The 23,926-nt window shown below is 62.8% G+C and carries 24 protein-coding genes; 9 read left to right on the top strand and 15 right to left on the bottom strand.

Annotation, left to right across the window (positions count from 1 at the left end):
- Positions 1-207 precede the first annotated feature (207 nt).
- Positions 208-921: a DNA-3-methyladenine glycosylase I gene (locus tag FJ980_RS07240; RefSeq protein WP_140542246.1), complete on the bottom strand. Its 714-nt coding sequence runs from the start codon at positions 919-921 to the stop codon at positions 208-210.
- Between the two features lie 90 nt (positions 922-1,011).
- Here FJ980_RS07240 and FJ980_RS07235 point away from each other — a divergent pair, with 90 nt between their 5' ends.
- Both FJ980_RS07235 and FJ980_RS07230 read left to right on the top strand, forming a co-directional pair.
- Positions 1,012-1,575 (top strand): DUF1003 domain-containing protein, encoded by a 564-nt coding sequence (locus FJ980_RS07235; protein WP_140542242.1) that lies wholly within the window; start codon positions 1,012-1,014, stop codon positions 1,573-1,575.
- Positions 1,572-2,171: a DedA family protein gene (locus FJ980_RS07230; RefSeq protein ID WP_140542241.1), complete on the top strand. Its 600-nt coding sequence runs from the start codon at positions 1,572-1,574 to the stop codon at positions 2,169-2,171. The genes FJ980_RS07235 and FJ980_RS07230 overlap by 4 nt, the downstream gene beginning before the upstream one ends.
- Before the next feature lie 14 nt (positions 2,172-2,185).
- On the opposite strand, the gene FJ980_RS07225 is transcribed toward FJ980_RS07230, so the two are convergent.
- Together FJ980_RS07225 and FJ980_RS07220 are read right to left on the bottom strand one after the other, a co-directional pair.
- Positions 2,186-2,545, bottom strand: a complete 360-nt coding sequence (locus FJ980_RS07225) for a diacylglycerol kinase (protein ID WP_140542240.1) — start codon at positions 2,543-2,545, stop codon at positions 2,186-2,188.
- 78 nt (positions 2,546-2,623) lie between these two features.
- Positions 2,624-3,043 (bottom strand): GFA family protein, encoded by a 420-nt coding sequence (locus FJ980_RS07220; protein WP_140542239.1) that lies wholly within the window; start codon positions 3,041-3,043, stop codon positions 2,624-2,626.
- A 320-nt stretch (positions 3,044-3,363) separates the two neighbouring features.
- On the opposite strand from FJ980_RS07220, the gene FJ980_RS07215 reads away from it, so the two are divergent.
- The 3 genes from FJ980_RS07215 to FJ980_RS07205 all read left to right on the top strand — a co-directional run bounded on the left by FJ980_RS07215 (position 3,364) and on the right by FJ980_RS07205 (position 5,602).
- Positions 3,364-4,434: a diguanylate cyclase gene (locus FJ980_RS07215; RefSeq protein WP_140542238.1), complete on the top strand. Its 1,071-nt coding sequence runs from the start codon at positions 3,364-3,366 to the stop codon at positions 4,432-4,434.
- A gap of 63 nt (positions 4,435-4,497) precedes the next feature.
- Positions 4,498-4,875 (top strand): antitoxin Xre/MbcA/ParS toxin-binding domain-containing protein, encoded by a 378-nt coding sequence (locus tag FJ980_RS07210; protein ID WP_027166494.1) that lies wholly within the window; start codon positions 4,498-4,500, stop codon positions 4,873-4,875.
- Entirely contained in the window at positions 4,835-5,602 is a 768-nt protein-coding gene (locus FJ980_RS07205) for an RES family NAD+ phosphorylase (protein ID WP_140542237.1), read from the top strand. Before FJ980_RS07210 ends, FJ980_RS07205 begins: the two co-directional genes overlap by 41 nt.
- A 150-nt stretch (positions 5,603-5,752) precedes the next feature.
- Here the strand turns inward: FJ980_RS07205 and FJ980_RS07200 are convergent, their stop codons facing one another.
- On the bottom strand, positions 5,753-6,457 hold the full coding sequence (locus tag FJ980_RS07200; RefSeq protein ID WP_140542236.1) for a hypothetical protein: 705 nt from the start codon (positions 6,455-6,457) through the stop codon (positions 5,753-5,755).
- Positions 6,458-6,649: 192 nt separating this feature from the next.
- On the opposite strand from FJ980_RS07200, the gene FJ980_RS07195 reads away from it, so the two are divergent.
- A complete protein-coding gene (locus tag FJ980_RS07195; protein WP_140542235.1) occupies positions 6,650-8,230 on the top strand; it encodes a glycosyltransferase family 39 protein in 1,581 nt (526 codons plus the stop codon).
- 90 nt (positions 8,231-8,320) lie between these two features.
- Here the strand turns inward: FJ980_RS07195 and FJ980_RS07190 are convergent, their stop codons facing one another.
- Both FJ980_RS07190 and FJ980_RS07185 read right to left on the bottom strand, forming a co-directional pair.
- Positions 8,321-9,694, bottom strand: coding sequence for a 3-deoxy-7-phosphoheptulonate synthase class II (locus FJ980_RS07190; RefSeq protein WP_140542234.1), 1,374 nt, complete (start codon positions 9,692-9,694; stop codon positions 8,321-8,323).
- 190 nt (positions 9,695-9,884) lie between these two features.
- Positions 9,885-10,070 carry a DUF3995 domain-containing protein gene (locus tag FJ980_RS07185; RefSeq protein ID WP_181181130.1) on the bottom strand — a complete coding sequence of 62 codons (186 nt, stop codon included), beginning with the start codon at positions 10,068-10,070 and terminating at the stop codon, positions 9,885-9,887.
- A gap of 99 nt (positions 10,071-10,169) precedes the next feature.
- Between FJ980_RS07185 and FJ980_RS07180 the strand changes: the two genes are divergently transcribed.
- A complete protein-coding gene (locus FJ980_RS07180) occupies positions 10,170-10,490 on the top strand; it encodes a nucleotidyltransferase domain-containing protein (protein ID WP_140542232.1) in 321 nt (106 codons plus the stop codon).
- Complete coding sequence (locus FJ980_RS07175) at positions 10,477-11,007, top strand: hypothetical protein (protein WP_246676334.1); 531 nt, start codon at positions 10,477-10,479, stop codon at positions 11,005-11,007. The genes FJ980_RS07180 and FJ980_RS07175 overlap by 14 nt, the downstream gene beginning before the upstream one ends.
- Positions 11,008-11,329: 322 nt before the next feature.
- On the opposite strand, the gene mfd is transcribed toward FJ980_RS07175, so the two are convergent.
- Both mfd and FJ980_RS07160 read right to left on the bottom strand, forming a co-directional pair.
- Positions 11,330-14,827: a transcription-repair coupling factor gene (gene mfd / locus FJ980_RS07165; RefSeq protein WP_140542230.1), complete on the bottom strand. Its 3,498-nt coding sequence runs from the start codon at positions 14,825-14,827 to the stop codon at positions 11,330-11,332.
- Positions 14,828-14,840: 13 nt separating this feature from the next.
- Complete coding sequence (locus FJ980_RS07160; protein WP_140542229.1) at positions 14,841-15,128, bottom strand: succinate dehydrogenase assembly factor 2; 288 nt, start codon at positions 15,126-15,128, stop codon at positions 14,841-14,843.
- Positions 15,129-15,221: 93 nt separating this feature from the next.
- Between FJ980_RS07160 and recG the strand changes: the two genes are divergently transcribed.
- On the top strand, positions 15,222-17,330 hold the full coding sequence (gene recG, locus FJ980_RS07155) for an ATP-dependent DNA helicase RecG (protein WP_140542228.1): 2,109 nt from the start codon (positions 15,222-15,224) through the stop codon (positions 17,328-17,330).
- Here recG and FJ980_RS07150 read toward each other — a convergent pair.
- The 7 genes from FJ980_RS07150 to FJ980_RS07120 all read right to left on the bottom strand — a co-directional run bounded on the left by FJ980_RS07150 (position 17,282) and on the right by FJ980_RS07120 (position 23,795).
- Positions 17,282-18,037: a DUF502 domain-containing protein gene (locus tag FJ980_RS07150; RefSeq protein WP_140542227.1), complete on the bottom strand. Its 756-nt coding sequence runs from the start codon at positions 18,035-18,037 to the stop codon at positions 17,282-17,284. The two genes, recG and FJ980_RS07150, sit on opposite strands and share 49 nt — an antisense overlap.
- A gap of 84 nt (positions 18,038-18,121) precedes the next feature.
- Positions 18,122-18,421 (bottom strand): HigA family addiction module antitoxin, encoded by a 300-nt coding sequence (locus FJ980_RS07145; RefSeq protein ID WP_140542226.1) that lies wholly within the window; start codon positions 18,419-18,421, stop codon positions 18,122-18,124.
- Positions 18,422-18,457: 36 nt separating this feature from the next.
- Positions 18,458-18,739, bottom strand: coding sequence for a type II toxin-antitoxin system RelE/ParE family toxin (locus FJ980_RS07140; RefSeq protein WP_140542225.1), 282 nt, complete (start codon positions 18,737-18,739; stop codon positions 18,458-18,460).
- 94 nt (positions 18,740-18,833) lie between these two features.
- Positions 18,834-20,657 (bottom strand): glutamine--fructose-6-phosphate transaminase (isomerizing), encoded by a 1,824-nt coding sequence (glmS, locus tag FJ980_RS07135; RefSeq protein ID WP_140542224.1) that lies wholly within the window; start codon positions 20,655-20,657, stop codon positions 18,834-18,836.
- A 357-nt stretch (positions 20,658-21,014) separates the two neighbouring features.
- Positions 21,015-22,385 (bottom strand): bifunctional UDP-N-acetylglucosamine diphosphorylase/glucosamine-1-phosphate N-acetyltransferase GlmU, encoded by a 1,371-nt coding sequence (glmU, locus tag FJ980_RS07130; protein WP_140542223.1) that lies wholly within the window; start codon positions 22,383-22,385, stop codon positions 21,015-21,017.
- A gap of 148 nt (positions 22,386-22,533) precedes the next feature.
- The gene (locus tag FJ980_RS07125; protein WP_140542222.1) at positions 22,534-22,971 is read right to left on the bottom strand and encodes a nuclear transport factor 2 family protein; all 438 of its coding nucleotides are present in this window, start codon (positions 22,969-22,971) and stop codon (positions 22,534-22,536) included.
- A gap of 77 nt (positions 22,972-23,048) precedes the next feature.
- Positions 23,049-23,795 carry a cytochrome c biogenesis CcdA family protein gene (locus FJ980_RS07120; RefSeq protein WP_095765112.1) on the bottom strand — a complete coding sequence of 249 codons (747 nt, stop codon included), beginning with the start codon at positions 23,793-23,795 and terminating at the stop codon, positions 23,049-23,051.
- Between the last annotated feature and the right edge of the window lie 131 nt (positions 23,796-23,926).

Below are 23,926 nucleotides of genomic sequence, written 5' to 3'. Positions count from 1 at the left end.
AACGGAGCAGAATTCTGCACCGTGGGGGCGTTTCGAAGTCACAGGATTCTAGGGTCTGCGCGCGTCGCTTCGCTCCTTGCTCCGCCATAGAATGACGAAGTTGAGGCGGCTTCAACCAATCCCCGGCGTTTGCGCTGATTTCACCCAATGAACGGAAATCTTGCACCAAGACAACGGCAACCTCTCAAAATCCCTGTGTCGGGGGAACTAGTCGCTCATATATTCCCGCAGCGCCTCTGCCGAGCGGTTCTCGCCGATCGACATCGCCAGGATGCGCGAGATGTGGCGGCGCGGCAGGCCGGTCTCGGTCGACCATTGGTTGATCTGCGCCTGGATCTTGTCGAGGTCCCGCTTCGAGGTCGGGTTTTCGGCGATATCGAGGCCGGCATCGCGCAAAGCCGCCGCCATGTCGGCGGAGACGACAAACGTGTCCCATTCGAGCCAGCGCAGGAGATACTGGCCGGTGTTGCCGCCGAGCCGGCTGCCATGCTTGGCGAGATAAGCGGTCAGGCCGACCTGATCGTCCGCGGGCCAGGAGGCGATGAATCTGCCGAAGCTGCCATTCTCCTTCGAGACGCGATCGACGAAGGCGGCATTGTCGCGCACCGACTTGATCTTCTGCGGATTGCGCACGATGCGGCTGTCGGATGCAAGCTCGTGCCAAAAGTCGTCCGGCTGGAACAGAAGCCGCTTCGGCTCGAAGCCGAGGAACGCTTCCTCGAAACCCGGCCATTTCTGCTCGATCACCCGCCACACGAATCCCGCGGCGAAAATGCGTTCGGCCATGGTGGAGAGGATGCGGTCGTCGGGGATCTTTGCCACCGCCATATTGTCGGGCGCGGGACCAAGCAGCGGCGCCAGCACGGCCTCTCCGCCCTTGCGCCTTGCCGCCCGTGCATGGATTTTCTGGAAATCGAGCATCATTGTCCTCGCTTGTTCGCCGCAATCTATCACTTCACGTCCGGCCCGGCAGCCTCTACCTCTATCGACGCCCGGCCGAAGGAGGGACAAATGAACAAGATCGTCGAGGACATGGCGAACCGTCTGCTCAAGCGAAAGCCGGACGGTTTCGGTCCGCTCGAGAGCCGTGTGCTCCAGTCGACGCTCGAGCGCACCACCATCGCGCGCGATACCAACAAGGCCGTGGCCTTCCACGAGACCTATGGCGACCGTATTGCCGACACCATCGCCAGGATCGGCGGCTCCTGGTCCTTCATCCTGAGCTTCCTGGCTTTTCTTGTTGTCTGGACTGCCGGCAACGCCTGGCTGCTCACCCGCGACGCCTTCGACCCCTACCCTTTCATCTTCCTCAATCTTGTTCTGTCGATGCTGGCGGCGATCCAGGCGCCGGTGATCATGATGTCGCAGAACCGCCAGACCGAGCGCGACCGCATCGACGCTGCACATGACTACGAGGTCAATCTGAAGGCCGAGATCGAGATCATGGCCCTGCATGAAAAGCTCGACGAGCTTCGCCATAGCGAGATCATCGGCATGCGTGACGAAATCCAGCGCATGGCCGAGCAGATCAGGCGCATCGACGAAAAACTGTCCGCGCGGCCCGCAACGGAATGAGCGACACCATCCACCGCCTCATCGAGCAATATGGGCTGATCGCGGTCTTCCTGGGTTGCGTGGCCGAAGGCGAAAGCGCGGCGATCCTGGGCGGCTTCTTCGCTCATCAGCATGTTTTCGTGCTGTGGCAGACTTTCTTTGCCGCCTTCCTCGGCGCCTTCGCCGGCGACACCTTCTTCTTCACCATGGGGCGCAGCTTCGCCGAACATCGCTATGTGAGACTGTTGCGCAGGCGTCCGGGCTTCAGCCGCGCCTATCGCCTGCTCAACACCCATCCCAACATTTTCGTGCTGACCAACCGCTATATCTACGGCATGCGCCTGGTCGGCGGCGTCGCCGCCGGCCTGTCGACCGTGTCCATGCCGCGTTTCGTCATCTTGAATGCCATCTCGTCCGCGGTCTGGTCGGCCCTATTCAGCGGCATCGGCTATGTCTTCGGCCTGGGCGCGGAGGAAATCGTGGGCCAGGCGCTTGCTCGCCATGAGCGCCTGCTCATCGCCCTCGGCGTCGGCATCGTTATCGCCGTGGTCGCCTGGTTGGTAGGCCATCACTTCGCCAAGCGCGAACGCGCCAAGGAAGACCAGGCAGGATCTTGATCAATCCGCGAGGATCAAATCGGCGCGCCGACAAGGCGTTCGATGAGGGCGACGCACCAGACGCCGCCGGCGATCACGATCGAAATCAGCACGGCCAGCGAACCGCAGTCCTTGGCAAGTTGGATGTCGATGTGGAATTCGCGCGAGATCGCGTCGCAGGCCGCCTCGATGCCGGTGTTGAGCACTTCGACCATGATCAGGAGCAGCACAGCGCCGATCAGCAGGGCATAGCCGCGCCATGAAACCGAGATGAACCAGCCGGCCGGCAAGGCGAGCGCCAGCAACAGCAATTCCTGCTGGAACGCCTTTTCGTGGGCGGCCAACTTGCGGAAGGCCCGCACTGAATTGATGAAAGCATCGATCAGCCGCTGCATGCCTCTGCCCCTTTGCGAGTCACCGGCAGGGGATATCGCAATGGTGGGATCAAGGGAATAAGGCAGCCGCTGCAAAATTCATCCGCCCGCGACCTTTATCGACGGCGCCGATTTCTCGAACTGCGGCAACCCGTCCTCGATCGAATAGTAATCGCCCTTGTCGCCGACGAAGATGTGGCATTCGCCCTGAAGCCCGCTCGGTTCCTCGAATGAACCAGCCATAACCGAAACATAGGCATCGCCTTTCGGCCTCCAGAACAGCACCGAGCCGCATGTCCTGCAAAAGCCACGCTTGGCGAAGTCGGATGCCTCATACCAGGTGAGGTTTTCCATGCCTTCGATAACGATGTCGGCGTCCGCAACGTTGGTTGCGGCGTAGAAATGGCCGCTCTGCTTGCGGCACTGAGAACAATGGCAATAGATCACGCCGCGTAGCGGGCCCTTCGTTCTGAAACGCACCGCCCCGCACAGGCACGATCCGCTATGGTTGTCGTCCATTCCACCCTCCTGGTGCTTCCGCCTCAATCCAATCAGCGCACAGGATTCCAGTTTCATCGACGTCTGGCATCGGCAAAAGCGACATCGCAAGGACGTGCTTCAAAACCTGCGCCTGCACCGCTTTGCACCCTGTGGTAGCAGGGACAATGAGGAAATCCAGGCTATTAAGGAAACTTTAGCGAAACTGCATCTATGGTTCCCACAAGCGATGGTCGTGTTGGGGACGCGCCGTCGCACCACAATTCTGATTCAAATCCCCGCGTGAGCGACTCCCGGCGGTGGCATGTCTCCGGTCGCACTGAAGGGGCAGTGAACAGAACATGAAGCCGGCAGCCATTCCGACCGATAGGAACACCGACATCGCCAGCACCGTCGTGGCGACGATGCGACAGCTCGGCGTGCTTGGCCTGCCGCGTAACTATGAAATCTTCTACGAGGCGCTCAGCGGCAGCAATCGCGAACTCAGCCTTGCCGTCGTCTCGTTGAGCAACCGCCCGACCCAGGAAGATCTCGACCGCATCGGACGGAGCTTCTTCCCGCAGCACCACGGCCCCGCCATTGTCGAGCACGCCCGTGAGGTGGTGGCCAAGGAGCTCGAGGACATCGCCGCGCTGTTGCGCAGCGAGCGCTCGCATATCGAGAAGTATGGCCGCATCCTCGACGAGACATCGAGCGGCCTGAGCAATCGCAGCCTGCTTTCGCAAGAACTCCTGCAGAAAATCGCAGGCGCGATGTCGGCCGCCACCAGCTCGACGATCGACCACGGCCGTCAGATTGCCAGCACGCTCAGCGAAAAGACAGCCGAGCTTGAAAGCGTCAAGTCGAAGCTCGAGGAATACAAGCGGCTTGCCGACACCGACCCGCTCACGCAGCTGTGGAACCGCCGCGCCTTCGACAAGGAGATCACCCGGATCTACAACAGCAACCGCGGCATCCTGTTCAACGCCTTGATCCTTGCCGATATCGATCATTTCAAGGACATAAACGATCGCTACGGCCACCCGGTCGGCGATAGGATCCTGCAGATCATCGCAGAGATCTTCCAGTCCAGCGTGCGTGCCGACATATTTGTCGCTCGCACCGGCGGCGAGGAGTTCGCGCTTATCGTCGAAGGCGCCAGCGAGGAAGCCACATACGAGATCGCCGAGCGCATCCGCGCGCTCGTCGAGCAGACCCCGTTCACCGGCAGCCAGACCGGCATGAACTACGGCACCGTTACCGTGTCGCTGGGCATCTGCATGGCCTCGGAGGCGGAAAACCCCGAGGATCTCTATACCAAGGCCGACCAGGCGCTTTACCGCTCCAAGGTCGGCGGCCGCAACCGTGTGACAAAGCACTCGGCCATGGTCAGCCGGGCTGGCAAAGGCTGGCTGCTTTACAAGAAAGACTGACGCACCCCTTTCCAGACGAATTTTTGTGGATTATATTTTCCACAGAAATGAAAGGGTGCGCTTATGCAACGTCCAGTCGCGGCCGCGACGGCGGCCGAAAATGCCGTCATCACCAAGGCCACGCTGCGTGCGGCAGACCTGCTCGATATCACCGCCAGGACACTTGCTTTGGTCATCGGCGTGTCGGAAGCAACGGTCTCGCGCATGCGCCGGCAGGAATTCCTGCTTGAACGCGGCACCAAGCCGTTCGAGTTGGCCGTACTGTTCGTGCGCCTGTTCCGCTCGCTCGACGCCATCGTCGGCGGCGACGAGACCGTCGCCCGGGCGTGGCTGAAGAATCCCAACACCACGCTCGACGGCACGCCGCTCGAAAAAATCCTGACGATTGCCGGACTTGTCGATGTCATTGCCTACCTGGACTCCCGGCGCGCTCTCGTCTGAGGCCGTCCGGGTCGAAGGCAAGTATTGGCGCATGGTCGAGGCGCAGCACCGCGTCTCGACCCTTAAGCTCATCGACACGCTCGATGAGCAGGCGCTGCTTGAGGACCTCATCGAGGACACCAAGCCGCGGATCCCGCTTGAGTGCCGCCATCTCCACTATCTGTTGGCGACGCCTTTTCGCTACGGCTCCGTCTATCCGTACGGCTCCCGCTTCCGCCGCGCCGGCAAGACCAAAGGCGTCTATTACGCCGCCGAGACGGTGCTGACTGCGGTGGCGGAGATGGCCTTCTACCGCTTGCTGTTCTTCGCGGAATCGCCGGCGACGCAATGGCCGAGCGACGCGGCGGAATACACCGCCTTCGCCGCCGCGATAAGATGCGACCGCGCAGTCGACCTGACACGGCCGCCGCTCGACCGCGACGAGAAGGCCTGGACGCACGCCACCGACTACACCGCCTGCCAGGCGATCGCCGACGTCGCGCGTGAGGCCGAGCTGCAGGCGATCCGCTATCGCTCGGTGCGCGATCCCAAGGGCGTCAATATCGCGCTGTTGACGTGCAAGGGCTTTGCCAAGGCAAAACCGCTGGAGCCGCAGACCTGGCGCATCCGGATCGGCTCTTTCGGCCTTCAGGCGATCTGCGAATTCCCGGACAAGCGGCTGGAATTCTCACGCACCGCCTTTGCCGATCCGCGATTGGCCGGAATGCGCTGGGAGCGCGGCTACTGAACTCCGAAAACTGTATCGAGATTCAGGACAGGACGAGCCGAGAATGGTGGCCTCCGAGAACCGGAGCGGAGCGTACTTCGAGTACGGGAGCACCGGAAGCGCAGGAGGTCGCCATTCGCAGGCCGACCTCACCTGAATATCGATACAGTTTTAGGCCAGGATGTTGACGGCCCGCGCCGCCACCAGCGCGATCGTCAGGAGCGAGATCATTGCTTCGGCCATCATCAGGAGCTTCGCGCGCTGCGTGAGCGGCAAGGTGTCGGTCGGCGAGAACGCCGTGGCATTGGTGAAGGCGAGGAAGACATAGTCGACGAAGCCCGGCAGCCAGCCCTGTATCTCGCGATCGGGTAGCGTCATTTGCGGAAACAGGAAGTCTGCCTGCGCGCGCTTGACTAGCCCGCAGGTCGGCGGACCGCCCCGATCGGTGCTCCAGAACCATAGCGCAAAGACAATCACGTTGGTGACCCAGATGTTGAGCGCGTCGACGAGCAGAGTCGTGCCGGCCCCGGCATGCCCTTCCAGCAATGCCCGCACCAGGAAGACCAGCGATCCGCAATTCATGATGCTGATGACCCCCGTCATCACCAGTGCCGCGCGGCGGATGTAAAGGCGAAGTTGGCCGATCGCGTACCAATGTTCATGGTCGACGGCGTTGCGCGTCGCCATTTGCGTCCAGGCCGTCGCGATCGACAGGGGCACGAGCAGCGCCGCCTCCACCGTAGGGGCCAGCCAGCGCGGGCCGAAGGACAGGTTGTTGATGACCAGAAGCTGCAGGCAGATGACGACGAGAACCGCGGCGCGCGCCGACCAGAAATCGAGCCCACGGTGATGGATGACGGCATGCTGATGGCGCATGGAGGAACCTGTGTTGCTAAAACCGCGGCGCCGCGGACGGGCTCCGGCAATGATCGGCCGGCCGGTCCTGCCCGAAGCGCCGGCAACGGGTTCCATCGCAATCTTGGTTTTACAATGTTGCGGAAGAATACTTTTTCGTAAGCTTTTGCTATCGGACTGTTCAGCAATCCATCGGTATGATTTTAGGCGCGTATGTCGAGAACCAGTGAATCCGTGCATGTCTGGCCCGCCGCGGCTGCGGCGGAAGACGATCTGTCTTCCATCTGGAACGGTCTGGTCCGGCATCCCTGGCGGTTGCTGGCGCTTTTGTGCACGATCCAGATCGCCTGCTGGACCGTCATGCCCGCGCTCGTCAACGTTGGGCCGCCGCGCGACGTCGTCGAGGGTTTCATGTGGGGACGCGAATGGGTGCTGCTGACCTACAAGCACCCGCAACTCCCCTGCTGGCTGCTCGAGATCAGCCACCTGATCACCGGCTCATTCCGCTGGCCGCAATACATGCTGTCGCAGTTGATGATCTCGACGACTTTCGTCCTGGTCTACCTTCTCGCGCGCGACATCATGGGCCCGACCCGGGCGATCGCCGCTGTGCTCTTGATGCCGTCGATCTATTTCTTCGGCTGGCCGACCCCGCAATTCAACCATGATTACGCGCAGATGCCGTTCTGGGCCGCAATCTCATGGTTGCTGTGGCGCTCGACGCGCGACGGCCGTCCAGGCTGGTGGCTCGCCCTCGGCCTCGTCTGCGGCATCGGGCTCTACGCCAAGTTCTCGACGGCTCTGCTGCTGGTCTTCGGTGGTATCTGGATTTTGTACGACGCCCGCGCTCGAAGCCGGCTTGCCACCCCATGGCCATGGCTCGGTCTTGCGGTTTTTCTGGGCCTCGCGGCGCCGCTGGCAATTGCGCTTTTCCGCCTCGATTTCCTGCCGCTGACCTATGCCGAGCATCGCAACGCCTGGGTGCTCGCCAACCGCGCACGGCTTTACTATATCGGCGTTCAGCTTGCAGGGCTTGCCGCTCTTCCCGCCGCTCTTGCTATTTCCGGCCTGCTGCGACGGCGGGCCGACCCGGCACGAGATCCCTTACCGGCCCGCCCTGCCCCCGAGCGACGCGCGATTGTCTACCTGGCATGGATGGGCCTGGGGCCGGCGCTCCTGATCATGGCCGCCTCGCTGTTCACCGGCACCGGCGAGTCCTGGGGCGCGACGATGTACAATTTGGTCGGCGCCCTCGCGGTTGCACTCTTGGGCCAGCGCCTGGGGGCGGCCGAGTTGCGCCGACTGGCGCTGCTGGCACTGCTCTGCGTGGTCGGCGTATCGAGCGCCTATGCGGTTACACGCTGGACCAGTTGCAACGTCCTCGGCCGCCTGCAGCCGATGTGCTGGCCGGCACGATCGATCTCGCAGACGGCCGAAGCGATCTGGCATGAGACGGTACCAGCACCACTGGGCATCGTCGGCGGCGAAGACGGCGTGGCTCAGCTTGCCGGGCTGGAAGCGGCGGACCAACCGTCGATTTTCACGACACTCGACAGGCGCCTTGTCCCCTGGATCACGGACCAGCGCCTGCGGGATCAGGGCATGCTGCTGGTGTGGCCGACCGGTTGGAGGCTCTCCCCGCAACAGCAGGCCTGGATCGCCGGCCTGCCGGTCAAGACCGTGCCGTTCGACTGGTCGCTTAAGGCACCGCCGCTGGAGATCAGCTTTGCCGTCATTCCGCCCGGCAGAACCAGTTTCCCGGGCGATCCGCCCGGACCGCCAGATCCGGAATGACCCGCGATCCGACTTGAAGTTTATCGGCCCGACGTCAAAAGGCGCCAGCGTCGCCGCCAGCGCCTCCGACGATGGGCGTCAAGCCTCTGTTCAGGCGTTGGCGGCCTGCTTGTGCTGGACAGGATGGCTCTTCTTGAGCAGGTCCGAGACCAGGAAGGCGAGCTCGATCGCCTGGTCGGCGTTGAGGCGCGGATCGCAATGGGTATGGTAGCGGTCCTGCAGGTCCTCCGCCGTGATGGCGCGGGCGCCGCCCGTGCATTCGGTGACGTTCTTGCCGGTCATCTCCACATGGATGCCGCCCGGATGCGTGCCTTCCGCGCGATGAACTTCGAAGAAGGTCTGCACTTCCTTGAGGATGCGGTCGAACGGCCGCGTCTTGTAGCCGGCCGCCTCGATCGTGTTACCATGCATCGGATCCGACGACCAGACAACGTTGCGGCCTTCCTTCTTAACTGCCCGCACCAGCTTCGGCAGATGCTCGGCGACCTTGTCGGAGCCGAAGCGCGCGATCAGCGTCAGACGGCCCGGCTCGTTTTCGGGATTGAGCAGGTCGATCAATTCCATCAGGCCGTCCGGCGTCAGCGACGGCCCGCATTTCAGGCCGAGCGGATTCTTGATGCCGCGGCAATATTCGATATGCGCGTGATCGGGCTGGCGGGTGCGATCGCCAATCCAGATCATGTGGCCGGAGGTCGCGTACCAGTCGCCGGAGGTCGAATCAACGCGCGTCAGCGCTTCCTCATAGCCGAGCAGCAGCGCCTCGTGGCTGGTGTAGAAATCCGTCTCGCGCAGCGCGAAATTGGTTTCGGACGTGATGCCCACCGCGCGCATGAAATCCATCGTCTCGGTGATGCGGTTGGCGAGCGATTCGTATTTTTCTCCCTGCGGGCTGTCGGCGACGAAGCCCAGCATCCAGCGATGCACGTTCTCAAGGCTGGCATAGCCGCCCTGCGCGAAGGCGCGCAGAAGGTTGAGCGTCGCGGCGGACTGGCGATACGCCATCTCCTGGCGCGCCGGATCCGGAATGCGCGAGGAGGCGTCGAATTCGATGCCGTTGATGATGTCGCCGCGGTAGCTCGGCAGCGTCACGCCGGCCTTGGTCTCGTTGTCGGACGAGCGCGGCTTGGCGAACTGGCCGGCGACGCGGCCGACCTTCACCACCGGCTGCGCGCCGGCGAAGGTGAGCACCACGGACATCTGCAGGAAGACGCGGAAGAAGTCGCGGATGTTGTCGGCGCCATGCTCGGCAAAGCTCTCGGCGCAGTCACCGCCCTGGAGCAGGAAGGCTTCGCCGGCGGCTACGGCCGCCAGCTGCTTCTTCAGCTTGCGCGCCTCGCCGGCAAAGACCAGCGGCGGATAGGTCGCAAGCCGCGCTTCCGTGGCTTGCAAAGCCCCAAGGTCCGGGTAGGCCGGAACCTGCTTGATCGGCTTTGCTCTCCACGAATTCGGCGACCATTTCGTCATCGCTGCACCCAACGCCCTTCCAGAGCAACTCCAGGAAAGTGTAACGGCTTTCCGTCCGGAATTGCGTCAAACAACCGGCGAGCGTGCTTGCCCGCCATTCCAGCCTCGATACGAGGTCGCGGCTCCTTACACGAAGCCGATTACCTATTCTAGCCGGGTTTTTCAGCGGTGGCGAATGGTCCGCCGCTCGCTATGCCGCGTCCGCCAGCGCGAGCAGGAACAAGCCCAGCCCCAACAACAGACAAGATGGGCTATAAAGCAGGCTGTCATATCTGGCGAAACGCGTGGTCCTGACCCGCTTGAACAGCCCGAAATATCGCCACCAGCTCAATGCCCGCAGTGTGAATATCGCCGCCCACAGGATGATAAATATCATTTTATGATATATATGTCCTGCAGCGGTTCCGTTGCAGGTTGGGCTGCTGTTGTGGTTGTCTAGCCCAAAGGGCATTGTTGGTCAAAGCGACGGTGAAAGATGAATAAGATCCAGACTTTGATCCATCGACGAGCCGATGAACGCAGGAGGGCCGCGCAGGCTTGCGTGTCCCGCATTCTTCAGAGCGCAAAAAGCCGCGGGATCGACATCTCCGTTGTCGGTTCCCTCGCGAAAGGTCGTTTCCGCGTTCATTCGGATATCGACTTGCTGGTTCACGGGAGAACCGATCCCGCGCGGCGGGCTATGGTCGAACATCTGGTCGCCGACCACCTCCGGGGAATGGATATTCCTTACGATCTCATTTTTGCGTCAGATATTTCGCCCGAACGGGTTCAGGAACTGCTCAATGACTGCGTTTAAGCATCCGGCATTCGCAAAGCTGTCGCCAAAAATCGACCGCGCGGCAAAAGAGCTGCAGCAGATTGATGAGTATTTGTCAGAGCACGGCAGCGAGATGGCACTTGGCGAATGGGGAGCGGTTGCAGCTGTTTCGCTTGGAATCCACAATATCTACAATGGCATCGAAGATATTCTGCTCAGTGTGGCCAACGATGTGGACGATCTCGTCCCCAAAGGGCCTTCGATGCACCAGGACGTGCTCGATCAAATGTCAGTGCAAATAGCTGGCATCCGCCCTGCTGTCCTCGACCCTGCGCTTTACGAGGCTTTCGGTGAGTTGAAAGGATTTCGTCATCTGGTGAGGCATCGGTACGGCTTTGACCTGAAAACGGACAAGGTTCAAGAAAATCTCGACCGAGCAAGAAAGGCATTCCCGGCTTTCGTGGAAGCCATTGTTTCCCTGGAGAGAGCCCTCACCGAGGAAAACACGGACGATAATGGTGACGGCTCGGGAGACGGGGCCTCCGGCGGCCGTTGAGTAGATGGCCCCGTCACGTACGCCGGAACAGATCTTGCGAGCGCTGACACCTGAGAACTGTCGGCTGGTGGCGCTGATCCATCGGCATCGGCCGCAAAGCGTCACGGAATTGTGCAATTTGGCAGCGCGGCCGCAACCGAACGTTTCACGCTCATTGGCGATTCTTGAGCGAGCCGGGATTATCTCAATGACGGGTTCTCGACCAAAGAGGCCAGAACTGGCCGTGCAGCGGGTAACTATTGAACTCGTGGATCTTCAAAACGCCTGACATTGAATTAGTCGACTGGTCGTCGCGTTTGGCGGTCCCCTCATCATCCCAGGCCTACGCGGCCTTGTCGACGAGCCGCGCCAGTTGCGTCATCACCACGGCCGAGCCGGCGAGCCGCTTCTCCGCGTTCGGCCAGTCGCGGGTGAAGACGACGCTATGGTCGGCCCTGATCTTGGCCAGCGATCCCTGCTCGCCGATGAACTTGACCAGCCCGACCGGATTGGGGAACTCGCGCTTGCGGAAATGAATGACGACGCCCTTGGGCCCGGCATCGAGCTTCTCGACATTGGCCCTGCGGCAGAGCGCCTTGATGAAGACGATCTTCAACAGGTGCGTCACTTCTTCCGGCAAAGGCCCGAAACGGTCGATCAGCTCGGCGCCGAAGCCGTCGATCTCCTCGGTGGTTTCGAGGTCGCCAAGGCGTCTGTAGAGCGCCATGCGGAGTTGCAGGTCGGGCACATAGCTTTCCGGAATCATCACCGCGGTGCCGACGGCGATCTGCGGCGACCAGCCGCCGTCCTGCGCCTCGCCGGTATCCTTCACCTCGGCCACCGCCTCTTCCAGCATCTGCTGGTAGAGCTCGAAGCCGACCTCCTTGATATGGCCCGACTGCTCTTCGCCCAGAAGATTGCCGGCGCCACGGATGTCGAGGTCGTGGCTGGCGAGCTGGAACCCTGCGCCGAGCGTGTCGAGCGACTGCAGCACCTTCAGCCTGCGCTCGGCCGTATCGGTGAGCTTGCGGTTCGCCGGCAGCGTGAACAGCGCATAGGCGCGCACCTTCGAGCGGCCGACACGGCCGCGCAACTGGTAGAGCTGCGCCAGGCCGAACATGTCGGCGCGATGGATGATCAACGTGTTTGCGGTCGGGATATCGAGCCCGGATTCGACGATGGTGGTCGACAGGAGCACGTCGTACTGACCGTCGTAGAAAGCGTTCATGATGTCGTCGAGCTCGCCCGGCGGCATCTGGCCATGCGCCACCGCCACTTTCAGCTCCGGCACGGATTCCCTCAGGAAATCATGGATTTCGGCTAGGTCGCTGATACGCGGCACGACATAAAAGGAATGGCCGCCGCGATAGCGTTCGCGCAGCAGCGTCTCGCGGATGACCAGCGGATCGAAAGGCGAGATGAAGGTGCGCACCGCCATGCGGTCGACCGGCGGCGTGGCAATCAGCGAGAGCTCGCGAACGCCGGTCAGCGCCAGTTGCAGCGTGCGCGGGATCGGCGTTGCCGACAGCGTCAGCACATGCACGTCCGACTTGAGATCCTTCAGCCGTTCCTTGTGCTTGACGCCGAAATGTTGCTCCTCGTCGATGATTAGCAGGCCGAGGCGCTTGAACGAGATCGAGCTGCCGAGCAGCGCGTGCGTGCCGACGACGATATCGACCGTGCCTTCGGCGATGCCCTTCTTGGTCTCCGCCAATTCCTTTGAACCTACCAGGCGCGACGCCTGCGCGATGCGGATCGGCAGGCCCGAAAAGCGATGCGAGAAGGTCTTGAAGTGCTGCCGCGACAACAATGTCGTCGGCACCACGACCGCGACCTGGAACCCCTCCATGGCCGCGATGAAGGCGGCGCGCAACGCAACTTCCGTTTTGCCGAAGCCGACGTCGCCGCAGATCAGCCGGTCCATCGGTTTGCCGGCGCCGAGATCATCCAGGACGGAATCGATCGCCGTCTGCTGGTCGTCGGTCTCCTCATAGGGGAAACGCGCGGCGAACTCGCCATAAAGCCCTTCCGCCGGGATCATGGAGGGCGCTGCGCGCATCTGCCGCTCGGCGGCGATACGGATCAATTGCCCGGCCATGTCGAGCAGGCGCCGCTTCAGCCGTGCCTTGCGCGCCTGCCAGGCGCCGCCGCCCAGCTTATCGAGCGTCGCCTCAGTCGAATCCGAGCCATAGCGCGACAGAAGCTCGATGTTTTCCACCGGCAGGAACAGGCGATCGTCGCCGGCATAGTGGATTTCGAGACAGTCATGCGGCGCGCCGAGCGCTTCGATGGTGCGCAAGCCGATGAAGCGGCCTATGCCATGGTCGGCATGGACGACGATGTCGCCTGCCGACAGTGACGAGGCTTCGGCTATGAAATCGGAGGCCTTCTTCTTGCGCTTGGAACGCCGAATGAGCCTGTCGCCGAGGATGTCCTGCTCGGCGACGACGACCAGATCGTCGGTCTCGAAGCCGGATTCGAGCGGCAAAACCGCAAGACCCGCCTGCCCCGGCTCGAGCCTTTCGACCTCAGCAAGTGTGGCGACCGGCTTCAGATTGCCGAGATGATGCTCAGCCAGGATCTGGCCGAGACGGTCGAGCGAGCCTTCCGTCCAGCCGGCGACGACGACGCGGCGACGCGCCGCGCGCTCGTCGGCAATGTGCTTCACGACGACGTCGAAGACGTTGATGTTGGGATCGGCGCGCTCCTCGGCAAAGCTGCGGCCTTGCCGCGAGCCGCCATGGAAGACCTTTTTGCCGCCGACATCAGGGGCGTCGAAGACGGTGAAGTCTATGTCCTCGCGCGGTCCGAGCGACGCCTTGAGGTTTTCGGGCGAGAGATACAGCAGATCCGGCGCCACCGGCTTGTAAGGGACGGCATCCTTGAGCGCGCTGTCGGCCTGCTTGCGGCGCGCCTCGTAGTGGTCGAGGATCAGCGTGTGGCGCTCGGCCAACGCCTCATGTGCCAGATGGTCGAACACGACGGGTGCGTCCGGCAGATAGTCGAACACGGTCGCCAGCCGCTCATAGAAGAACGGCAGCCAGTGCTCCATGCCGGCGAAGCGGCGGCCTTCGCTGACCGCCGCGTAGAGCGCGTCGTCGCGCGACGGCGCGCCGAAGGCCTCGATATAGGAGCGGCGAAAGCGGCTGATCGTTTCCGGTATCAGCGCCACCTCGCTCATCGCTTGCAGCGACATGGACTTGCGCTGCCCGGTGGTGCGCTGCGTCGCGACGTCGAAGACGCGGATCGATTCCAGCGTGTCTCCGAAGAAGTCGAGCCTGAGCGCCTCGCTCCAGCCGGGGGCGAAAAGGTCGAGGATGCCGCCGCGCACCGCGAATTCGCCGAGGCCGCGCACGGTCGGCACGCGCTCGAAGCCGGAGACCTCCAGCCGCGCGATCAGCGCGTTCATATCGATCTGGTTGCCGGGCCTGGCATGAAACGTCTGCGCTTCGATCAATTCGGCCGGCGGAATGCGCTGCAGCAACGCATTGGCGGTGGTGAGGATCACCGCGCGATGCGGTTTCTTCGCCAGCGCGATCATGGCCGAAAGCGCGTCGAGCCGCCGCGCCGCCGCATCGGCGCCGGGCGAGACGCGGTCGTAAGGCAGGCAGTCCCAGGCCGGCAGCTCCAGCACCGGCAGGCCGGGCGCGGCAAAGGCGAGTGCTTCGATGATCGCCGGCAGCCGCTGGCCGTCACGCGCGACGAACAGCACCGGCTTGTCGGGCGCGATCTCCTGCGCCGTCCTCACCAGGGCGAAGGCTTCGTAGCCGTCGGCGACGCCGTCGACGATGAACTGGCCGGCGCGGCCCTTGGGCAGGCCGATGGAAGGAATGAGGGTCATGGATATGCGTTTTTCAAAATGTCATGGTCCGGCGCGATGCCAGGATCTTTTGCAGCACCGCGCAATCGATATCGGGCGAAACCGGGCGCTCGCCGGTGACCATCGGGAAAAATTCAGTGTCGGGAATTTCGAGAAGTCTCTCATATTGGTCGATTTCATCGCCGGTCAAGGCGCCGATCTCGGCGTCGGCGAAGGAACCGAGGATCAGGTCCATCTCGCGCATGCCGCGATGCCAGGAGCGGAACAGGAGCTTGCGGCGGCGCGCGTCCAACCCCTCGCTTGATCGCTGTGTTCCGGTCATGGCGCCGCATCCCTGTCCAAAGCGGCGCATATAGCGTGGATAGAGAGCGGTGTCAGCCTTTGCGCTGCCCTCGTCGCGACATAAGCTGACACGATGCGTCCCACCGTCCTCGATCCCTTGTTCGTTCCGATCACTTCGCTTGCCGGCGTCGGCCCGAAGGTCGGGTTGCTGATCGAGCGTGTCGTGCCGGCCGACCTCGGCGATCGCGCTGCGCGCGCGGCCGACCTTCTGTTCGTGCTGCCCAACACCGTCATCGACCGCCGCAACCGGCCCGGCATCGCGCTGTCGGCCGAGGGCCAGATCGTCACGCTCGAGGTGCGCGTCGACCGCCATCAGCCGCCGCCGCGCGGCAACAGGTCGGTGCCGTACAGGGTTTACGCCCATGACGACACCGGCGAGGTCGCGCTGACCTTCTTCCATGCCCATGCCGCCTATCTGCAGAAAATGCTTCCCGAGGGCGGGCGTGTGGTGATCTCGGGTCGCATGGAGTGGTTCAACGGCCGCCCGACGATGGTCCATCCCGACCACATCGCGCCGATCGACGAGGCCGAGGGCCTACCGTTGGTCGAGCCGGTCTATCCGCTCACCGCCGGCCTCTCGGCAAAGGTGCTGCGCCGAGCCATCGGCCAGGCACTGGGCCGCCTGCCGGAACTGCCGGAGTGGCAGGACGACGCCTTCATGCGCCGCCACACCTTCCCGGCCTTCGGCGATGCGCTTGCGCGCATCCATTATCCGAAGGATCCGATCGACGTTGCCGTCGAAGGAGCAGCTTGGCGACGCCTCGCCTATGACGAGTTGCTGGCCGGGCAGGTTTCGCTGGCGCTGGTCCGTTCCAGAATCCGCCGGCTCTCGGGCCGGCCGCTTACCGGCGACGGCAGCATCGTCGAGAAGCTGCGCGCCGCCCTGCCCTACAAGCTCACTGCCAGCCAGGAATTCGCGCTCGGCGAAATCAACGCCGACCTTGCCGATCCCGAACGCATGCTGCGCCTGCTGCAGGGCGACGTCGGCTCCGGCAAGACGGTGGTGGCGCTGCTCGCCATGGCGCGCGCGGTCGAGGCCGGCGGCCAGGCGGCGCTGATGGCGCCGACCGAGATCCTTGCGCGCCAGCATCTGGCGACGATCGCGCCGCTGGCGGAAAAGGTCGGCCTGCGCCTCGCTATCCTGACCGGGCGCGAGAAGGGCCGCGAACGCACGGAGACGCTTGCAGGTCTTTCCGGCGGCGCGATCGACATCGTCGTCGGCACGCATGCCCTGTTCCAGGAAAGCGTGACGTTTCACGACCTCGTGCTGGCCGTCGTCGACGAGCAGCACCGCTTCGGCGTTCATCAGCGCCTCGCCATCACCGCCAAGGGTGACGCGCCCGACATGCTGGTGATGACGGCGACCCCCATCCCACGCACGCTGGTGCTGACCGCCTTCGGCGACATGGATGTTTCGAAGCTCACCGAGAAACCGGCCGGCCGGCAGCCGATCCGCACCGTCACCTTGCCGATGGAGCGGCTGGATGAGCTGGTCGGCCGCATGCTTGACGCCGTCGCCGATGGCCAGAAAATCTACTGGATCTGCCCGCTGGTCGAGGAATCCGAAGAGATCAAGCTGATGTCGGCGGAAGATCGTTTCGCCTCGCTGAAACCGCTCTTCGGCGACCGGATCGGCCTGGTGCACGGTCGCATGAAGGGTGCGGAGAAAGACGAGGCGATGCGCGCCTTCAAGCAGGGTGAAACGCGCATCCTGATCGCCACCACCGTGATAGAGGTCGGCGTCGACGTGCCCGACGCCACGATCATGGTGATCGAGCATGCCGAACGCTTCGGCCTTGCCCAGTTGCACCAGCTGCGCGGCCGGGTCGGGCGCGGCGACAAGCCCTCCTCCTGCGTCTTGCTCTACAAGGAGCCGCTCGGCGAGACGGCCAAACGCCGGCTCTCGGTGATGCGCGAGACAGAGGACGGCTTCAAGATCGCCGAGGAGGACCTGAAACTGCGCGGCGAAGGCGAGTTGCTGGGCACCCGCCAATCAGGCACGCCCGGCTTCCAGGTGGCGCGCCTCGAGTTCCATGCCGATCTGCTCGAAGCCGCGCGTGACGACGCGCGCCTGATCCTGTCGCGCGACCCGGAATTGCAGTCCGAACGCGGCGAGGCGCTGCGGCTGTTGCTTTACCTGTTCGGCCGCGACGAGGCGGTGCGGTTGCTGCGCGCCGGCTGAGCGGCGCCAATCGCCGGGTTGGCGAGGCCGCCTTCGACGGGCTCGCCATTCAGCGTCACCAGCTTGGCCTTGACCTCCGGCGCCACCATGCCGGCCGAGACGATCAGCTTGGCGCCGTCCTCGATCGACATGTCGAGCGGCACGATCTCGGATTTGTGCACATACATCAGGAAACCAGTGGTCGGATTGGGCGTGCAGGGCATGAACACCGCAATCAGCGGATCGCCTTCCTGATCCAGCTTCTGGTTGATCTCCGTTTCCTTGTCGTTGGCGACGAAGACCAGCGACCAGACGCCTTTGCGCGGATATTCCACCAGCCCCACCTGGCGGAACATGTCACCCTTGTTCGACAGCACCGTCTCGAAAATCTGCTTCAGTGAGCCATAGATGCCACGCACCAGCGGCATGCGGCCAAGCAGCCGCTCGCCGAAATTGACGATGGCGCGGCCGACGATGTTCGCCGTCAGGAAGCCGATCAGCGTGATCAGCACCAGCGCCACGATCAGCCCGAAGCCCGGAACCGGGAACGGCAGATAGGTATCGGGGTTGTAGCGGGCTGGGATATAGGGTTTTACCCAGGAATCGACCCAGCCGATCAGCGACCAGGCGATATAGACCGTGATCGCCAGCGGCGCGCAGACAATGAAGCCCGTCAGGAAATAGTTCCTTAGCCGGGTCATGCCAGAGGTCTTCAGGGCGTCGGACATCGGTTCACCGCGGCGCAGGTTGCAACGCTGAGATTAGTGAACCGCGAGCCGGTTTGGAACTGCGAAGTTTTTAAAGAGCGATCGTCAGGCCGCTGTATCCAGCGGCACGATCTTCTCGAGTTCTGACGCTATTTTGCTCGCTTCGATCTCCAACTCGTAGGCCTTCTGGAAGTTCATCCAGAACTCGGGCGTGGTGTTGAAGAACCTGGCGAGGCGAAGCGCCGTATCCGGAGTAAGACTGACTTCCTCCTTGACGATGCGCTCGATCCGGGTGCGCGGAAGATTAAGCTTCTTTGCAAGCACGCCGGCACTCATGCCGAGCGGCACCAGATACTCCTCACGCAGGAATTCTCCCGGGTGGATGGGGCGTGCGAACTTGAGCATAACTCCGTATCCTCAAAGGGTTAGGGCGAGTGCCGTTCAATGGTAGTCGACAATTTCCACATCTTCGGCTCCGGCGGCTGTCCATCTGAAACAGATGCGCCATTGGTCGTTGATGCGTATGGAATGTTGCCCGACACGATCCCGCTTCAGAGCCTCCAGATGGTTTCCAGGTGGCGACCGAAGGTCATTCAGTTGGACGGCATTATCAATCGCCCGGAGCCGCCTTTCAGCCCGGGCGACCAGATCCGGCGGAAATCCCTTAGGTGCCCTGCCAGCCGCTACCTCTTCGACCGTCTTGCCTTTGAATGAAACGATCAACAGCCATCCCCACGTGCCGTATCATACTCTGATACGTAGCCGGCAGCAAGATCATGTATCATTAATTGATACAGATCAATCGTGGAAACGAAACCTACTCCACCGTCACCGATTTCGCCAGATTGCGCGGCTGGTCGACGTCGGTGCCCATGAAGACGGCGGTGAAATAGGCCAGCATCTGGATCGGCAGCGCATAGATGATAGGCGAGATGATCTCCGGCACTTCGGGCAGGATGATCGTCTCCATCGTCTTGATGCCGGCCTGCGCGGCGCCCTTTTTGTCGGTAATCAGGATGATCTTGCCGCCGCGCGCCGCTACTTCCTGCATGTTCGACACGGTCTTTTCGAAGATGCGGTCATGCGGCGCGATCACGATCACCGGCATGTTCTCGTCGATCAGCGCGATCGGACCGTGCTTCAGCTCGCCGCCGGCATAGCCTTCGGCGTGGATATAGGAGATCTCCTTGAGTTTCAGCGCCCCTTCCATGGCCAGCGGGAAGTTGGTGTCGCGGCCGAGATAGAGCACGTCCTTGTAGCGCGACAGCTCGCGCGAGATGCGCTCGATCTGCTCGTCGAGCTTCAGCACCTGGGTGGCGTAGCGCGGCGCCTCGGAAAGCTCGCGCACCAGCTGCTTTTCCTGATCGGGCGAGATCGTGCCGCGCGCCACGCCCGCGCGGACCGCGAGCGCAGCCAAGACGGATAGCTGGCAGGTGAAAGCCTTGGTCGAGGCGACACCGATCTCCGGCCCGGCAAGCGTCGGCAGCACGACGTCTGATTCGCGCGCCATGGTCGATTCCCGCACATTGACGACAGCGCCGATTTTCATGCCGGCCTTGCGGCAATAGCGCAGCGAAGCAAGCGTGTCGGCGGTCTCGCCCGACTGCGAGATGAAGAACGCCGCGTCATTGGCCGAAAGCGGCATCTCGCGATAGCGGAACTCGGAGGCGACATCGATGTCGATCGGCAGCCGCGCATAGCGCTCGAACCAGTATTTCGAGATAAGCCCGGCGAGATAGGCGGTGCCGCAGGCCGAAAGCGCAAGGCGGCCGATCTTGGCGAAGTCGAACGGCAGGTCGAGCGGCTTCGACACCCCCGATGCGAAATCCACGTAATGCGCCAGCGTGTGCGAGATCACCTCGGGCTGCTCATGGATTTCCTTTTCCATGAAATGGCGGCGATTGCCCTTGTCGACCATGAAGCTGGTCGACAGCGACTGCTGGCGCTTGCGGTCGACTTGTCTACCGTCGATGTCGTAGATGGTCACGCTTTCGCGACGCACGACCGCCCAGTCGCCGTCTTCCAGATATGTGACCGCATTGGTGAAAGGCGCCAGCGCGATGGCGTCCGAGCCCAAAAACATCTCGCCCTCGCCATGGCCGACCGCCAGAGGCGGGCCGTTGCGGGCGCCGACGATCAGGTCCTCGTCGCCCTTGAACATGATCGCCAGGGCAAAGGCGCCGGAAAGCCGCTTCAGCGCCGCATGCGCGGCTTCCACCGGCTTCAGCCCCTTGGCGAGCTCGCGCGCCACCAGATGCGCGACGACCTCGGTGTCGGTCTGCGAAGAGAATGAGTAGCCGTCGCGGGTGAGCTCGTCGCGCAGCTCGGCGAAATTCTCGATAATGCCGTTGTGGACGATGGCGACGCCTTCGGAAAAATGCGGATGCGCATTGGTCTCGTTGGGCACGCCATGCGTTGCCCAGCGGGTGTGGCCGATGCCGATCGTGCCGTCGAGCGGCTCGTCCTTCAGCCGGCGCTCGAGATTGACCAGCTTGCCCTCGGCGCGGCGGCGGCCGAGCTCGCCCCTCTCGATGGTGGCGACGCCGGCCGAGTCGTAGCCGCGATATTCAAGCCGCTTCAGCGCATCGACGATGAGCGGCGCGACTTGGCTTCGGCCAACGATTCCAACGATACCGCACATGGCGCTTGCCCCCGATTCCCAGCAGAAAACCCAGCGCTGTCTATGGATTGCCGGTCTGCCGTAAAAGTCACTTTGCGTTTCGTTCCGTGTCAACCGGAATCCTGTTTGAAGACCACCATGGCAGAGGGCCATTGCGATCCAGTTACCGCAATTGCTCGGTTTTTCAGCCGCTTCAGCGCCGATGCGTGCACGCACATTGCCGTTCGTCTCCGCTGTGAGGTGCTGCTGGGGTGTCGAGTATCATTTGCCGCGGCGGTGCGTCATCCTCCAAATGAAGATCCACGCTGGATCGCGCAAGCCGGCTTTGAGACGCGGCTCGCGCTGCCGCTGTTCTTCCTGATCCCCAATCCCTGCTCGCTATTCCGCCGCAGCCTTCTTCTTCGCCGCAGCGGCCGAGGCGAAGCGCTCGCGCAACTCCTTGCCCTTGCCGGGGATCGTTTTCTGGCGGGCGCGGCCGAAGGCCAGCGCATCGTCGGGCACGCTTTCGGTGATCACGCTGCCGGAGGCGATATAGCCGCCCTTGCCGATCGAGACCGGCGCCACCAGCGAGGAGTTCGAACCGACAAAGGCCCCCTCGCCGATGTCGGTGAAGAATTTCGAGTAGCCGTCATAATTGCAGGTGATGGCGCCGGCGCCGATATTGGCTGCCGCACCCACGCGCGCATCGCCGATATAGGTCAGGTGGTTGACCTTGGCACCCTCCTCGATCGTCGCCTGCTTGACCTCGCAGAAATTGCCGACCTTTGCCTTGTTTCGAAGATCCGCGCCGGGCCGCAGCCGCGCGAACGGCCCAACATCGCAATTTGAGGCGATCGTTGCGCCCTCGATATGGCTGAAAGCATGGATCTTGGCGCCCGATGCGATCTTAACGCCCGGCCCGAACCAGACATTCGGCTCGACGATCGTATCGGTGCCGATCTCGGTATCGTGCGAGAAATAGACGGTTTCGGGCGCGATCAGCGTGACCCCAGACAGCATCGCCTCGCGCCGCCGGCGCGCCTGCCAGATGGCTTCCGCCTCGGCGAGCTCGGCCCGGTTGTTGATGCCGAGCGCGCTTTCGAAACTCGCTTCCGTCGCTACCACGTCGAGCCCTTCCGCGCCGGCGATCTCGACGATGTCGGTGAGGTAGAATTCGCCCTTCGCGTTCTTGTTGCCGACCTTGTCGAGCAGCCGCAGCGCATGCTTGGCCGCAACCGCCATCATGCCGGCATTGCAGAAGCCGATCTTTTTCTCTTCCTCCGAGCAGTCTTTCTCCTCGCGGATGGCGATGAGACGGCCGCCCTTTTCGATCAACCGGCCGTAGCCGGTCGGGCTTGGCGGACGGAAGCCGATGACCGCGACGGCGGCACCCTCCGCCAGCTTCTGCCGCGCTGCGGCCAGCGCCTGCGCATCGATTAGCGGCGTGTCGCCGAACATCACGAGAATGTCGTCATAACCCTTTGATATCGCTTCACGCGCGGCAAGGACCGCATGCCCGGTGCCGAGCCGCTTCTCCTGCACGAAGGTCTCCGCCTTTGGCGCGAATTTCTGCACCGCCTTGCGCATCTCGTCTGTGCCGTGGCCGATCACCAGCGCCACACCGGTCGCGCCGGCAGCCTCAGCGGCTTTCACGACGTGCGCCACCATCGGCAGGCCGGCAATGGCATGCAGCACCTTGGGCATCGCGCTTTTCATGCGCGTGCCTTCGCCGGCGGCGAGGATAACGGACAGGCAGGTTCTCTGGCTCATGGATGGGCAACCGTATGAAAAAGGTTTGAATCAATGCATGCTAGCAGCGCAGGCCATGCTGCACCAATGCGGTTAAATTCCGGTGAGATAGGTTCAGCAACTGACTTTCAATCAGTAGCTCTACCAAGGAAAAATCCCGCAATCGCCGCTACAGCAGCCCGTGCCTCTTGAGCTCCGCCTGTTCATCGCCCGAAATCCAGCCGAACACCTTTAAGCTGCCATCGCGCCGTTCGACGAGATAGTCGACTTCGAAATCGATGGTGACCGAACTTTTGTCCTTGCGCTCATATTCGCCCGACCATTGCACCTTGGCCACGCAATGGTCCTGATCGATTGGGGTCACCGAGACGTCCTTGCAGGTCATCCTCTTGCTGCCCAGCGCGCGATAGGCCTCAAAACCCTTCTTCATGGTGTCTTTCAGCTGCTGGCCGTTCTCGCCCGCCATGACACCGGCCGGCGTCACCGAGACGAAGCCGGTCGAATACAGTGCGCCGACATCGTCCATATCGACGTTATCAGCGATCGCATCGTTGTAGAACTTCTCATAGCTCTTGAAGAACGTCTGCACATCCGCCTTGGCTATCATTCCCGCCTCGTTGCAACTGCTTGCGTACAAGCTTGTAACATCGGCTCTCAGCCATCGTTCCGGGTCGGCGGTGGCGCCTATCCCAGCCTTCCCAGAACCGGGAAATTCTCCAAGAGCCAGTAGGACGCGCTCTGCACGCCGCCAGTGAGGAAAAACACGCCGGCGACGACCAGCAGCGCGCCGATCGCCTTCTCGACGCGGCCGAGATGGACGCGGAATTTGCCGAGGAAGCGCATGAAGGCGCCGGAAAACAGCGCCGCGATCAGGAACGGGATGCCGAGGCCGAGCGAATAGGCGGCAAGCAGCAGCGCGCCCTCGCCCACGGTCTCGCGCCCGCCGGCCAAAGTCAGGATCGGCCCCAGCACCGGGCCGATGCAAGGCGTCCAGCCGAAGGCGAAGGCCAACCCCATGACATAGGCCGCGATCATGCTGGCCGGCTTGCCCTGCGACTGGAAGCGCGCCTCGCGTGACAAAAGCGGAATGCGCAGGATGCCGAGGAAGTTCAGGCCCATGATGATGATCAGCACGCCCGCCGCCATCGCCAGCGGTTCCTGCCAGACGCGCAGCAGGCGGCCGATGGTCGAGGCGCCGGCCCCAAGCGCCACGAAGACGGTGGAAAAGCCGAGCACGAAGGCCACGGAAGCATAAAGCAGCGCGCCGCGCGCGCCTTCCTTTGCCGTCACGCTTTGATTGCCACGGAAATCGTCGACCGAAACGCCGGCCATGTAGCAAAGATAGGGCGGCACCAGCGGCAGCACGCAAGGCGACAGGAACGAGATCGCCCCTGCCCCGACCGCGCTGACATAGCCGATGTCCAATGCCATTCAATGAGTCCCGATTGTGCTGGCGTCGATATAGCGATGCGGGCACGCCCGTGCCAATCACCATTGTGTGGCACGTCGCCGCTTCGCCTCAGGAAGAAACAGGCATCCCAACGCGTTGACCGAACAAGCGC

Source organism: Mesorhizobium sp. B1-1-5 (assembly GCF_006443065.1).
Classification (GTDB): domain Bacteria; phylum Pseudomonadota; class Alphaproteobacteria; order Rhizobiales; family Rhizobiaceae; genus Mesorhizobium.
This window is presented reverse-complemented; position numbering and strand designations above follow the sequence as displayed.